General features: G+C 66.7%; 14 protein-coding genes. 7 read left to right on the top strand and 7 right to left on the bottom strand.

What is annotated here, in order from left to right; translation table 11 throughout:
- From C8K36_RS10950 to C8K36_RS10935, 4 genes are all read right to left on the bottom strand, one after another.
- Window positions 1-834 (bottom strand): sulfurtransferase, encoded by an 834-nt coding sequence (locus C8K36_RS10950; protein WP_107984510.1) that lies wholly within the window; start codon window positions 832-834, stop codon window positions 1-3.
- Window positions 835-947: 113 nt separating this feature from the next.
- The gene (locus C8K36_RS10945) at window positions 948-1,424 is read right to left on the bottom strand and encodes a DUF4395 domain-containing protein (RefSeq protein ID WP_107984509.1); all 477 of its coding nucleotides are present in this window, start codon (window positions 1,422-1,424) and stop codon (window positions 948-950) included.
- A 246-nt stretch (window positions 1,425-1,670) separates the two neighbouring features.
- The gene (locus C8K36_RS10940; RefSeq protein WP_107984508.1) at window positions 1,671-2,144 is read right to left on the bottom strand and encodes a thioredoxin family protein; all 474 of its coding nucleotides are present in this window, start codon (window positions 2,142-2,144) and stop codon (window positions 1,671-1,673) included.
- Window positions 2,141-2,926, bottom strand: coding sequence for an LmeA family phospholipid-binding protein (locus C8K36_RS10935; RefSeq protein ID WP_181319522.1), 786 nt, complete (start codon window positions 2,924-2,926; stop codon window positions 2,141-2,143). The genes C8K36_RS10940 and C8K36_RS10935 overlap by 4 nt, the downstream gene beginning before the upstream one ends.
- 141 nt (window positions 2,927-3,067) lie before the next feature.
- Here C8K36_RS10935 and C8K36_RS10930 point away from each other — a divergent pair, with 141 nt between their 5' ends.
- The 6 genes from C8K36_RS10930 (at window position 3,068) to pstB (ending at window position 8,976) form a co-directional block, all read left to right on the top strand.
- A complete protein-coding gene (locus tag C8K36_RS10930; protein ID WP_107984506.1) occupies window positions 3,068-3,832 on the top strand; it encodes a winged helix-turn-helix transcriptional regulator in 765 nt (254 codons plus the stop codon).
- Complete coding sequence (gene mshD / locus C8K36_RS10925) at window positions 3,832-4,749, top strand: mycothiol synthase (RefSeq protein WP_107984505.1); 918 nt, start codon at window positions 3,832-3,834, stop codon at window positions 4,747-4,749. Before C8K36_RS10930 ends, mshD begins: the two co-directional genes overlap by 1 nt.
- Window positions 4,750-4,957: 208 nt before the next feature.
- Window positions 4,958-6,088: a phosphate ABC transporter substrate-binding protein PstS gene (gene pstS / locus C8K36_RS10920; protein ID WP_107984504.1), complete on the top strand. Its 1,131-nt coding sequence runs from the start codon at window positions 4,958-4,960 to the stop codon at window positions 6,086-6,088.
- A 58-nt stretch (window positions 6,089-6,146) separates the two neighbouring features.
- Window positions 6,147-7,196, top strand: a complete 1,050-nt coding sequence (gene pstC / locus C8K36_RS10915) for a phosphate ABC transporter permease subunit PstC (RefSeq protein WP_107984503.1) — start codon at window positions 6,147-6,149, stop codon at window positions 7,194-7,196.
- 3 nt (window positions 7,197-7,199) lie between these two features.
- Entirely contained in the window at window positions 7,200-8,105 is a 906-nt protein-coding gene (gene pstA, locus C8K36_RS10910) for a phosphate ABC transporter permease PstA (RefSeq protein ID WP_107984502.1), read from the top strand.
- Between the two features lie 94 nt (window positions 8,106-8,199).
- Window positions 8,200-8,976, top strand: coding sequence for a phosphate ABC transporter ATP-binding protein PstB (gene pstB / locus C8K36_RS10905; protein ID WP_107984501.1), 777 nt, complete (start codon window positions 8,200-8,202; stop codon window positions 8,974-8,976).
- A gap of 18 nt (window positions 8,977-8,994) precedes the next feature.
- Here pstB and C8K36_RS10900 read toward each other — a convergent pair whose 3' ends face one another.
- The 3 genes from C8K36_RS10900 to C8K36_RS10890 are packed head-to-tail and all read right to left on the bottom strand — an operon-like array spanning window position 8,995 to window position 11,820.
- Window positions 8,995-9,699 carry a GntR family transcriptional regulator gene (locus C8K36_RS10900; RefSeq protein ID WP_107984500.1) on the bottom strand — a complete coding sequence of 235 codons (705 nt, stop codon included), beginning with the start codon at window positions 9,697-9,699 and terminating at the stop codon, window positions 8,995-8,997.
- Window positions 9,696-10,679, bottom strand: coding sequence for a phosphotransferase family protein (locus C8K36_RS10895; RefSeq protein WP_107984499.1), 984 nt, complete (start codon window positions 10,677-10,679; stop codon window positions 9,696-9,698). Before C8K36_RS10895 ends, C8K36_RS10900 begins: the two co-directional genes overlap by 4 nt.
- Window positions 10,680-10,689: 10 nt before the next feature.
- On the bottom strand, window positions 10,690-11,820 hold the full coding sequence (locus C8K36_RS10890) for an NDMA-dependent alcohol dehydrogenase (protein WP_107984498.1): 1,131 nt from the start codon (window positions 11,818-11,820) through the stop codon (window positions 10,690-10,692).
- Between the two features lie 343 nt (window positions 11,821-12,163).
- Between C8K36_RS10890 and C8K36_RS10885 the strand changes: the two genes are divergently transcribed.
- The gene (locus C8K36_RS10885) at window positions 12,164-13,165 is read left to right on the top strand and encodes an SDR family NAD(P)-dependent oxidoreductase (RefSeq protein WP_107984497.1); all 1,002 of its coding nucleotides are present in this window, start codon (window positions 12,164-12,166) and stop codon (window positions 13,163-13,165) included.
- The last annotated feature ends 1 nt before the right edge of the window (window position 13,166 follow it).

The following is a 13,166-nucleotide window of genomic DNA, read 5'->3' as shown; positions in this document are numbered from 1 at the left end:
TTATGCTCCCAACTCGATCGGTGCGCCGACCAGTGAGCCGTACTCGACCCAGCTGCCGTCGTAGTTCTTCACGTTCTGCTTGCCGAGGATCTCCTGCAGCACGAACCAGGTGTGGCTCGAGCGCTCGCCGATGCGGCAGTAGGCGATGGTGTCCTTGGTCTCGTCGAAGCCCTTGTCCGCGTACAGCTTCGCGAGGGCCTCGTCGGACTTGAAGGTGCCGTCCTCGTTGGCGGTGGTGCTCCACGGGATGTTGATGGCGCCCGGGACGTGTCCGCGCTGCTGCGCCTGCTCCTGCGGAAGGTGGGCCGGGGCCAGGATCTTGCCCGAGAACTCGTCGGGGGAGCGGACGTCGACCAGGTTGGCCGAACCGATCGCGGCGATCACGTCGTCACGGAACGCGCGGATCGAGGTGTCGGCTGCGGCAGCCTTGTACTCGGTGGCCGGACGAGTGACGGTCTCGCTCGACAGCGGACGGCCGTCGAGTTCCCACTTCTTGCGGCCGCCGTCGATCAGCTTGATGTCCTGGTGGCCGTACAGCTTGAAGTACCAGTACGCATAGGCGGCGAACCAATTGTTGTTGCCGCCGTACAGGACCACGGTGTCGTCGTTGGCGACGCCCTTGGCGGACAGCAGGGCCGAGAACTGCTCCTGGTTCAGGAAGTCGCGGCGGACGCCGTCCTGCAGATCCTTGCGCCAGTCGAGCCGGATCGCGCCCTCGATGTGGCTGCTCTCGTAGGCGGCGGTGTCCTCGTCGACCTCGATGAAGACGGTCTTGGGAGCGTTGAGGTTCTGCTCTGCCCAGTCTGCGGAGACCAGGACGTCGGAGCGAGCCATGAAGTGTCCTTTCGATGGTGGAACGGCGGGTGAGAACGGGTTGGAGAGCGGTGGAGCGTGCGGAATCCGTACGGGCACAGGCTCGTACCGTGGGCGGAATCCGGAACGTCGGGTCAGGCTGCGCTGGGCGTGGTGCCGCCGCGCAGGCGGGCGGCCAGCGGGTAGATCTGGCAGCCGAGGCAGATGCCGAAGGCGGCGTTGAGCAGCGCGGCAAACAGCGCGAAGCCGGTCGCGATGCCGCCGACGACTCCCGCGCCGAGCAGGAAGGCGACCGTGCCGACGGCGGCGAAAGCGAGGCCGACTCCCTGCGCGAAACGCAGCGGGGCGACGGGTTCGCGCTCGACCGTCGGGCTCAGTCGTGGTGCGACGAAGGCCGCGAACAACCGGCCGTACGGGCTGCGGCGGGGACCGGCGACGGCGCCGATCGCGAAGACCACGGCCTGCGCGGCCAGCAGCAGGCCTGCGGCGAGTGTGGAGCCCGTCGACAGCGCCAGCACCACGACCAGGACGGCGGTGGTGACCCATGCGGCGAAGCGCGGACCCCGGATGTCGACCTGCTGGGCCGTGAGTGTGGACGTGGGAGATGCCATTGTGGAGTGCTCCTGCGGGCTACCGATTGTTGACATGCCGCCGGGAAATCGCGGCAGGGACCGGACTCGGGGATTCACCGATCACGGACGGGGATCTCAGCGAGAAGCGCTGGGCAGAAAACAGACCGTCTGCGTGATCAGCAGCAGGGACAGCAACAACCACCGAGGCGGCACAGATCGACTGCGCGGCGACGGGTGAGCATCAGCTCGTGGTTGGCGTACACGTGGTGCAGCGTACCCGGTTTTTCAGGAATCGGGGTGCCCTGTTTGGAGTAGGGGCGCGAGCGCAGTCTCGAGATCGGCGGCGGACGGTACCCCGGAAATCCGGAATCGCTCGGTGAGCGCGCCGTCGAGGATGAAGGTCGTCGGCAGCGACAGGACGCCCAGAGTCTTTGCCAGAGCGGGATGCCGGTCGATGTCGAGTTCCACCTCGGTGGCGGCGGGGAGGCCGTCGGCGTCGGTGCCGAGGCGAGAGACGACCTGTTCGACGACGCGTCGGACGGCGGCGCACGGGCCGCACCAGTCGGCCGAGAAATGCAGCACGATCGGTCGTCCGGTCGCGGTGACACCGGCGGCCGCGAACTGGGCTGCCCGTTCGTCGTCCACCACTCCGGTGGTCGACGGTGTGGAGGCGCGAACCTTGCCGGCGCGGGACTGCAGGACCAACCCCACGGCCACCGTCGCCGCGACCGCCGCGACGAGAATGATGAGAGCGGTCACAGCTGGGCCTGCAACTCGTCGAGGTTGATCGTCAGGTCGTCGCCGCTTCCCTCGATGACGATCTGCGACCCCTGCGCGTACACATCGGTGGGCATGATGCCGAACGGCAGCGACTGCGGGTCGATCGTCTTGGTGAAGCGGTCGAGCACCTGCTGGCGCAACGGGGCCGGCACCGTGAACTCGGACTCGCCGGTGGGGTCGAAGTTGAAATCGGTGGCGACGATCATCAACTGCTCGCCGCGCAGCACCAGGTCCGCCTGCACGCTCACCGAAGTCTGCAGCGGTCCGACCGGAACCGTGCCGGTGAGCACGATGCCGCCGTCGTCGGTGGTGGAACCGGATCCGCCGGACCCGCCGGTGCCGTCGGACTTACTTGCCGGTGGTGCGGAAACCTGCAGGTCGGGGATGCCGAGGAACTTGCCGAGGTCGGTGGCGTCGATCTTCATGCGGCCCTCGAGATGATCGACCGGAACTGTGTGGACCGAGCCGTCGATCAGTGCGGACGGCGGGACGGAGACCCCGTTGAGGGTCGCCTCGATCGTGACCTCGCCGATCATGTCGGCCTCGACCTGTTGCGCACGGATCTCGATGTTCTCGTACTTGCCGTTCCACGCCTGCGTGACGAACGGGAATCCGTGGATGGTCACCTCGGGGTCCGCGTTGAGCGATCCGCCCTCCCGTAGCGCGCGTGAGACCCGGAACTCGGAGTAGGCGGCGGCGCCGAAATCGACGACGACGACAAGTCCGACGAGGCATACCAGGCCGATGATGAGTTTGCGCACCACATCATTGTTACCGAGTCCGTCGGGCACCGGTGCGATGGTCCTGGTCGAACTCGCGCTAATCTGTCCCCGAAACATGAACGTCGGTCCACTCGGTGTCGGCCCCTGCGTCGGCACTCGCGACGCAGAGAGGGAGGTTGAGTGGAGCTGTTGCTTCTGACCTCCGACCCCAATCCCGATACGGTGCTGCCCTCGTTGGCATTGCTGTCGCACTCCGTGCGCCCCGCTCCGACGGAAGTTTCGTCGTTGCTGGAGGCGGGCGCGGCGGATGTGGCACTCGTCGATGCCCGCACTGACCTGGCCGCCGCGCGCGGCCTGTGCAGGCTGCTCGGCAGCACCGGATCTGCGATTCCGGTCGTAGCCGTACTCACCGAAGGCGGCTTGGTCGCGGTGAATTCCGACTGGGGGCTCGACGACATCCTGTTGCCGTCGACCGGCCCCGCCGAACTGGACGCGCGACTGCGATTGTTGGTCGGCCGCAACGGCGGGGTGGCGAGCCCCGAGGCTGCGGGCAAGATCACGCTCGGCGAGCTGGTCATCGACGAGGGGACGTACACCGCACGACTGCGGGGACGGCCCCTCGATCTGACTTACAAGGAGTTCGAACTCCTCAAGTACCTCGCGCAGCACGCCGGCAGGGTCTTCACCCGCGCCCAGTTGCTGCAGGAGGTCTGGGGTTACGACTTCTTCGGTGGCACCCGCACCGTTGACGTCCACGTGCGACGGCTGCGCGCCAAGCTCGGCACCGAGTACGAGTCGCTGATCGGCACCGTCCGCAACGTCGGCTACAAGGCTGTGCGTCCCGCGCGTGCCGCAGCCAGGCCCGGGCCCGCCGTGGACGACCCGGATATGTCGGACGACTCCGGGGAGACCGACCTGACACCCACCAACGGATCGGCGTATTGATGACCGTGCAACAGCTCGACTGGATCGATTCACCGCCGGTCGACGCGGTTCGCGCGATGATCGCGCAGGCCACGACGGTCGACGGCACGGCGCCCATCTCGGAACAGGCCGTGCACGCGCTCACCACGGACGGGCCTGCGCGCCACCTGGTCTGCACGGTCGACGGCCGGGTCGTGGGCTACGCGCAGCTCGAACCCGGGCACGCCGACCATCCCGCGATGGCGGAGGTGGTGGTGGACCCGTCCGAGCGCGGCGCCGGAGTCGGCGGACGTCTGGTGTCCGGGGTGCTCGAGGCCGGTGGTCCGGGAACGCGGGTGTGGGCACACGGCAATCTGCCCGCCGCGGTCGCCGTCGCGCGCCGGCTGGGCCTGTCGGGTGCGCGCGAGTTGCTGCAGTTGCGCCGCTCGCTCACCACCCCGGAACTGCCCGACGTCGTGGTGCCGGACGGTGTCACGCTGCGGACGTATCGCGGACCGGAGGACGACGCCGAACTGCTGCGGGTCAACGCGGCCGCGTTCGCGTGGCATCCGGAGCAGGGGACGTGGACGCAGCGCGAGATCGACGAGCGCCGCTCCGAGGCGTGGTTCGACCCGGAGGGGTTGTTCCTGGCGTACCCGTCGGAGGGCTCCGGCGGCGACCCCCATCGCCTGCTCGGCTTCCACTGGACGAAGGTGCACGCGCCGGAGAACGGCACCCCCGCGCTCGGCGAGGTGTACGTGGTGGGGATCGACCCCGACGCGCAGGGCCGGGGCCTGGGCCGGGTGCTCACCCTCGCGGGGCTGCGCTATCTGCGCGACCGTGGACTGGACACCGTGCTGCTGTACGTCGAGGGCGACAACACCGCCGCGCTGCGCACGTACGAGCGTCTCGGATTCGAGCGATTTCACGTGGATGTCGCGTACGCCGCGCAGTCCTGATCAGCTCTTTCGGTCGGTGTGATTCACATCTCGGCAGGTTTACCGTGGGTGTTCATCTTCCGTTCACCGAACCGGGTCCCGCTGGCTACCGTGCCCCCCTACCTTTCTGGCCAGGGTGGCGAAACGTCGCCCGGCGCGGGTCGCCAACGTCCCGCGCTTCCCATGCCGCCCGACACTGGGCGGGACGCTAGACCAGCGGAGGACCAGGGTGAATCTCGACCGTAAGGGCGCACTGCTCGGAGTGGTAGCTGTCGGTGCCGTGACGGCGATGTCTCTGACCGCGTGCGGCAGCGACAACAACGCGGCGTCGTCCACCGTCGACACGTCGGCGTCCACCGCCCTGTGTGACGGCAAGGAGAAGCTCTCCGGCGCCGGATCGTCTGCGCAGAAGAACGCGATGGACGAGTTCACCTCGACCTACATCGCGGCCTGCCAGCAGAAGGGCAAGAGCGTCAACGTCGCGTACAACCCCAGCGGCTCCGGCGACGGCCGCACGCAGTTCATCGCGAAGAACATCGACTTCGCCGGGTCCGACTCGGCGATCAAGGGCGAGCAGGCCGATCAGGCCAAGGCCCGCTGCGCCGGCAACGACGCGTGGAACCTGCCGCTCGTGTTCGGTCCCGTCTCGATCGCCTACAACATCGATGGTGTCGACGATCTGGTGCTCAACGGCGAGACCATCGCAAAGATCTTCAACGGTGGCATCACCAACTGGAACGACCCGGCGATCGCGGCGCTGAACTCCGGCGTCACACTGCCCGACGAGAAGATCAGCCCGATCGTGCGTTCGGACTCGTCCGGCACGAGCGACAACTTCCAGCAGTACCTCGAGACGGCGTCGGGCGGTGCGTGGACCCAGGGTGCCGGCTCCGACTTCAAGGGCGGCGTCGGCGAGGGCGCGAAGGGCTCGGCCGGTGTCGCGCAGGCCGTTGCGACTGCCCCCGGTTCGATCACGTACGTCGAGAAGTCCTTCGCGGATCAGCAGAAGCTGCCCTCCGCGCAGATCGACACGGGCGCCGGCGCGGTGAAGCTCACGCAGGAGACGGCGTCCAAGGCCATCGCGAATGCAGCTTTCAAGGGCTCGGGTGTCGGTGACCTCACACTCGACCTGAAGTCGATCTACGGCACCAAGGAAGCCGGCGCCTACCCGCTGGTCCTCGCGACCTACGAGATCGTGTGCTCCAAGGGCTACGACGCCGCCACCGCCAATGCCGTGAAGTCGTTCCTGGCCAGCGCCGCGAACGAGGGACAGCAGACGCTGGCCGAGCAGGGCTACGTGCCGCTGCCGGAATCCTTCCGCGCCAAGATCAACGAGTCGATCTCCGCGATCTCCGCCTGATCGGAACGATCGTTCGACGGACCGCCCATCTATATTCAGACGGAGAATGTGAGCGCAGATGACTGACGCGAGCACAAGGTCGACACCACGCGCCTCCGACCCCGCGGACGGCGGGGCCGGGGTGGGCGGTCCGCACGGTAACCCGGAGGCCCCGATCAGTACCCCACAGGCCACGAAGAACAAGACGGTCACTCGACCCGGCGACCGGATCTTCGGATCGCTGGCGTCGGGATCGGCGGTCTTCATCACGCTGCTCGTCGCCGCGGTCGGCATCTTCCTGATCTGGCGTGCGGTCCCCGCACTGCAGCGCAACGAGGTCAACTTCCTCACCAGCCGGGCGTGGGACACCGAGAACATCAACGCGATGGCGTTCGGTGTCCTGGATCTGCTGCAGGTGACCGTGATGGTCTCGGTCTTCGCCCTCGTACTGGCGATGCCGGTTGCCCTCGGCATCGCGATCTTCCTCACCGAGTACGCGCCGAAGAAGTTGGCGCGCCCGCTCGCATACGTCATCGACCTGCTCGCGGCGGTGCCGTCGATCGTGTACGGCCTGTGGGGTCTGCTGATCTTCGCTCCCGCGATTGCACCGGTTGCGGTGTGGCTCAACGAGAATCTCGGGTGGATCCCGATCTTCGCGGACGGGACCGGTTCGATTCGCGGCGGCGGCACCATTTTCACCGCCGGCATCGTGCTCGCGGTGATGATCCTGCCGGTGATCACCGCAGTGACCCGCGAGGTGTTCGCGCAGACCCCCAAGGCGCACGTCGAGGCCGCGCTGGCGCTCGGCGCCACCCGCTGGGAAGTGGTGCGCACCACTGTCATCCCGTTCGGCAAGTCCGGCTACATCAGCGGCTCCATGCTCGGCCTCGGCCGCGCGCTCGGCGAGACGATGGCGTTGTACATGATCCTGCGCACGACGTCGCAGTCGTTCGGTGGATCCCTGTTCGACAGCGGTTCGACGATCGCATCCAAGATCGCCCTCGGCTACGCCGAGTTCAACAACAACATCCAGGCGGGCGCGTACATCGCCGCCGGCCTGGTCCTCTTCGTGCTCACCTTCGTGGTCAACGCGGCGGCGCGTGCTGCGATCGCCGGAAAGCGGGACTGACCGATGACCAGCGTCCTCGACAAGCCGATCAAGGCACCCGCGTTCCAGGGCGTCGGACTCCGCCGCCGAGCCACCAATCTCACCGCTACCGTGCTGGTGACCCTGTCCGTCCTCGTCGCGCTCGTGCCGCTCGTGTGGGTGCTGTGGACCGTGGTCGTCAAGGGCATCGGCGCGATCACGACACAGACGTGGTTCACGCACTCGCTGAGCGGGCTCTCCGGGTCGGCCGAGGGCGGCGGCATCTACCACGCCCTCATCGGCACCCTCATGCAGGGACTCGTGTGCGCCGCGTTGTCGGTTCCGCTCGGCCTATTCGTCGCCGTCTATCTCGTGGAGTACGCGGGCAATTCGCGACTCGGCAAGCTCACGACGTTCATGGTCGACATCCTCTCGGGTGTGCCCTCGATCGTCGCGGCGTTGTTCATCTACGCGCTGTGGATCGCGACGTTCGGCTTCCCCAAGTCGGCGTTCGCGGTGTCGCTGGCACTGGTGCTGCTGATGGTCCCCGTCGTGGTCCGCAGCACGGAGGAGATGCTGCGCATCGTGCCGAACGATCTGCGCGAGGCGTCGTACGCCCTGGGTGTTCCCAAGTGGAAGACCATCGCCCGCATCGTCGTTCCGACCGCGCTGCCCGGCATCATCACCGGCGTCATGCTCGCCCTGGCCCGCGTGCTCGGCGAGACCGCGCCGCTGCTGATCCTGGTGGGCTACGCGCCGTTCATCAACTTCAACTTGTTCGGCGGCGAGATGGGCACGCTGCCCGGCGTGATGGTCGCGGAGATGAACAACCCCACCGACGCAGGCTCCAACCGGATCTGGGGTGCGGCCCTGACCCTCATCCTCCTCATCGCGGTCCTCAACATCGTCGCCAAGACCATCGGACACTTCGCGTCGGTGCGCAACAAGTGAGCAGCGAACACGCGGCGATCGACACAGCCACCGCAACCCCCGAACCTCGTAAGCACATACTCGAGCTGACGCTCGCATCAGTAGGGAGCCGATAATGGCCAAGCGTCTGGATCTCAAGGACGTCAACATCTACTACGGCAAGTTCCACGCCGTCGCCGATGTCGGGCTGTCGGTGCCCCCGCGCAGCGTCACCGCGTTCATCGGCCCGTCGGGCTGCGGCAAGTCGACGGTGCTGCGCTCGCTCAACCGCATGCACGAGGTGACGCCGGGTGCTCGCGTCGAGGGTTCCGTGCTGCTCGACGGCGAGGACATCTACGGCTCCAGCGTGGACCCGGTCGGCGTCCGCAAGACGATTGGCATGGTGTTCCAGCGGCCCAACCCGTTCCCGACGATGTCGATCCGCGACAACGTTGTGGCCGGCCTCAAACTGCAGGGCATGCGCGACAAGAAGAAGCTCGACGAGATCGCCGAGCAGTCGCTGCGCGGCGCGAACCTGTGGACCGAGGTCAAGGACCGCCTCGACAAGCCCGGCGGCGGCCTGTCCGGTGGTCAGCAGCAGCGTCTGTGCATCGCCCGCGCCATCGCGGTCTCGCCCGACGTCCTGCTGATGGACGAGCCGTGTTCGGCGCTCGATCCGATCTCGACGCTCGCGATCGAGGACCTCATCACCGAGCTGAAGAAGGACTTCACGATCGTCATCGTCACGCACAACATGCAGCAGGCTGCGCGCGTGAGCGACCAGACGGCGTTCTTCAACCTCGAGGCCACCGGCAAGCCGGGCAAGCTCATCGAGATCGACGACACCGAGAAGATCTTCTCCAACCCCACCCAGAAGGCCACGGAGGACTACATCTCGGGCCGCTTCGGCTGAGTCCTGCAGCCCGTGCCCCTACGAGTCGGTGAGGGTGGTCCGGATGCTGTATCGGTCGGCGGGATGGATGTGGAAGCTGACCGACAGCATCGCCCCGTCGGTCGCGTAGTGCCGACGGGTGATGACCAGCGCGGGCGCACGTGGTTCGGCGTCGAGCGCGGCCGCGACGTCGTCGGTGAGCATGGCGGCGCGCACTTCCTGTTCGATCGTGTGTCCGCGCAGCGACTCCCGGTCGAAGTCGCCGCGCAGCAAACGCTCTCGCCCGGGCGCCTCGGCGCGGATGTACTGGTCGCTCCAGCACAACGGCTGTTTGGAGCCCGTGCGCAGGTAGCGCGGTCCGGCCACGAGGAACCAGCGTGAGCCGGGCTCGACGTCCAGTCGGGCTGCGAGTGCGAAGTCGGCCACCACCTCGCCGGTGGACGGTCGTCGAATCTTGGTCTTCTCCACGAGCGTGATGATCTCGTCCTTGCTGGAGACGAATTGCACGTACGGGTTCTCTGGCTCGCGGGACAGCACGGTGGTGCCGGCGCGGGCGCGGCGCTCGATCATGCCGAGGTTCTCGAGATGCTGCAGCGCCTGTCGGACGGTGCCTCGACTCATGCCGTGTTGCTCGCACAGTTCGGTCTCTTTGGGCAGCTTGGAACCGACCGGGTAGACGCCGCCCGCGATGTCCCTCTCCAGTGCCTCGGCAAGTGCCTGGTAGCGCGTCTGCCGCACAGTCATTCGATCAATTCCTTCGCGCGTCGCGCCGTGCTGCGCGCTCGCTGCCCCATGGCGTCGTCGGTGGGCCGGGTGGGGTCGAGACGCGATCGCTGGTGGATGCCCTCGAGCAGAACGGCCAGACGATAGTTGTACAGCACCCTGTAGTACGTCAGGTCGACGGCGTCGCCGATGCCCCGCCTGCTCGCGTAGCGGGCCGCCATGTACTGCTGTGTCGGCCAGCCGTCCTCGGGGCGATAGACCTCTCGGCACACCTCCAGGAAACCGGCGAGATCGAGCAGGGGGTCGCCGATCGTCGTGGTCTCCCAATCGAGGACGGCGCTGACCCGCACCGGATCGTCGACCGCGATCAGGACGTTCATCATGTGGTAATCGCCGTGCATCAGGGTCGGCTGCCAAGACGTGGGCAGGTGGCCGTCGAGCCACGCGATCACGTCCTCGAGGCCGTCGAGCCCGTTCTCGCCGTAGGACCGCAGTTGTCCTGTCCAGCGCGCGGTCTGGCGTTCATGAAAGCCGTCGGGCCGCCCGAAGTCGTCGAGGCCCACCCTGCGCCAGTCGACGTCGTGCAGGTGGGCGAGGGCATCGATCAGCGCGTCCACGACAGCGGTGGGCTCGGGGGCGGCGTGCAGCTGCGCGAGGTGTCGCGGCATCGGGCTGATGCCGTCGACGTCCTCCATCAGATAGAACTCGGTGCCCAGCACGGCCGGATCGTCGCACAGCGCCACCGGTGCGGGGTGCGGTACTCGGGTGCCACCGAGCGCCCCGAGAACCCGGAACTCGCGCCGCAACCCCGCTGCCGCCGCATCGATCGCGACGGCAGCGGGACTACGGAGTATCCACGTCGCGTCCGCCCGGCGCAGACGAAACATGACGTGTGACCGTCCGCCTCGCACCGGTGTGACATCGGTGGTTGCACCGCAATGCAGTTCGTTCTCGTCGAGCCATCGGTCGAGCGATCGGCGCTGCTCGGCCGAGAGGCCCATGCGCGCAGCCTCAGTTCCGGTCGTCGGCGGTGTACCGGATCAGGCCGCGGATGTTCCTGCCGTCCAGCATGTCCTGGTAGCCGTCGTTGATCTCCTCGAGGCGGTAGGTGTTCGTGATGAGATCGTCGAGGTTGAGCTTTCCGGCGTGGTACATCGACAGCAGGGAGGGGATGTCCTTGCGGGGGTTGGCACCACCGAAGATCGTGCCGCACAGCTGCTTCTGCAGCATCGACAGCTGGAACAGACTGAGTCGGGTGTCCATGTCCGTCACGGACGCGAGGCCGATGACGACGCACTTACCGCCCTTGGCGGTCAGAATCATGGCCGGTTCGATGTCCTCGCCGTGCACCACGCCCATCGCCAGCATCACCTTGTCGGCCATCCGACCCCACGTGATCTCCATGACCGGCTCGATCGCCTCCGCCATGGAGGCGAAGGTGTGCGTGGCGCCGAAGCGCTTGGCCTGGTCCCGGTGGAACTCGACCGGGTCGATCGCGATGATGCGTTCGGCGCCGGCCGCTGCCGCCGCCTGGACCGCGTTGATGCCGATGCCGCCGACACCGACGACGACCACGCTCTCGCCCGGACGCACCTCGGCGATGTTGACCGCCGACCCCCATCCGGTGGTGACACCGCACCCGACGAGCGCAGCCGCCTCGAGCGAGATGTACGGCTCGATCTTGACCACCGAGTACTGGTGCACGGTCACGTACGGCGAGAACGTGCCCAGTAGACACATCGGGATGACGTCCTGGCCACGTGCCTGGACGCGGTGCGTGCCGTCGGAGATCGCTTGACCGGTAAGTAGATACATGCCGAGGTCGCAGAGATTCTGGTGACCGGTGGAGCACTGGGCGCAGTGGCCACAGGCGGGAATGAACGACAGCACCACGTGATCGCCCTCCGCCAACCCCTTCACACCGGGCCCGACCTTGGTGATCACACCGGCGCCCTCGTGTCCGCCGAGCGCGGGGAATCCCGGCAGTGCGATGTCGCCGGTGACGAGATGATGGTCCGAGTGGCACAGTCCCGACGCGGCAAGCTCTACCTGGACCTCACCCTCGCGCGGATCACCGAGATCGATCTCCTCGACCGACCACGGCTCGTTCACTCCCCACAGAATTGCGCCCTTGGTCTTCATGTTGCGGATTCCCTTTCACGAGACGAGACAGCGATGACGAACTTCGATGAAAGTGCGCGATCTTCAGGTCGCCGTCGACGAGCATCAGTGAACGCATGCGGCGTACCTCGTCTTCGAATGTTCAAGTGCGTGAACGGCTGACGGTGGGAACCTCTCGCGCATCTTCCCTTTTCCGGGAACGCTCACACAATGGCACTGCTGCGGGCGGCGTGTCAACGGATTCCGCGACACTCGGGAGATAAATAAGTCTAGACAAAATATCTAGTCACGGTATAGACAATATTTGCCGTTGTCTGCTGGGCTGCCAATTGGATTGTTCTGGTGCAGAGAGGGTCTGGTTCGGATGAGTGGACTGAGGTTCGACGGCAGGGTCGTCGCCATCACCGGCGCGAAGCACGGCATGGGGCAGGAGCATGCCCTGCTGTTGGCTCAGCGTGGGGCGAAGGTCGTCGTCAACGACATCGCGGGAGCCTCGGAGACGGTCGAACGGGTGCGCGCGGCAGGCGGCATCGCGGTGGAGAACAACAGCGACATCACCGATCCGTCCGGCACCGATCGAATCGTCCAGGACGCGTTGGATGCGTGGGGGCGACTGGACGTGGTGATCAACAATGCGGCGTGGGGCGGAGGTACGCTGCCGGATCACGCGATGGTGCAGGGCACCCTCGCCGTGCATCTCATCGGCACGATCAACATCATTCGTTCCGTGATGCCGATATTCCGACGTCAGCGGTACGGTCGCATCGTCAACACAGGATCGGGTTCGGTGCTGGGCATTCCGATGACCGGCGTGTACGCCGCGGGTAAGGGCGGTGTGCTCGCGCACACCCGAGTGCTCTCCAACGAACTCGCCGCCGAGCGTGTCACGAGTCCGGACCTCGACATCAAGGTGAATCTGGTGATGCCGGCGGCGCAGACACCGAACATGCCGCGTGTACCCGACGAGCGCTTCCAGGCGATGTTGGACAATGCTTTCGCGCCGGCCAAAGTGTCGCCGCTGGTCGCGCTGCTGGCCCACGAACAGTGCCCCGTCTCCGGCGAAGCCATCCAGGCCGGAGCGGGTCGGCAGTCTCGGTTCATCCTCGCCACCACCGAGGGATGGCAGGCGCCCGACGACGAACCGACACCCGAGAACATCCTCGAGCACTGGGACCAGGTGATGGCAGGCAAGGATCTGCGTGAGCCCGTCGGCACAATGAGTGATCTCCTCGGACGCCGAGGCGAGCACCCCTACAGCGTCGCCGAACTCATCCAGTGGGCCCGGTCCGATCCGAACAACCCGATTCACAGCCGTCCGGCCGAGCAACAGCGCTTGCGTGAGGAGGCAGCCAAGCTCGTCGAGTGAC

This window comes from Rhodococcus sp. OK519 (genome assembly GCF_003051005.1).
Lineage (GTDB): Bacteria > Actinomycetota > Actinomycetes > Mycobacteriales > Mycobacteriaceae > Prescottella.
Note: the sequence above shows the minus strand (reverse complement) of the source record. Positions and strands in the feature narration are given on the sequence as shown.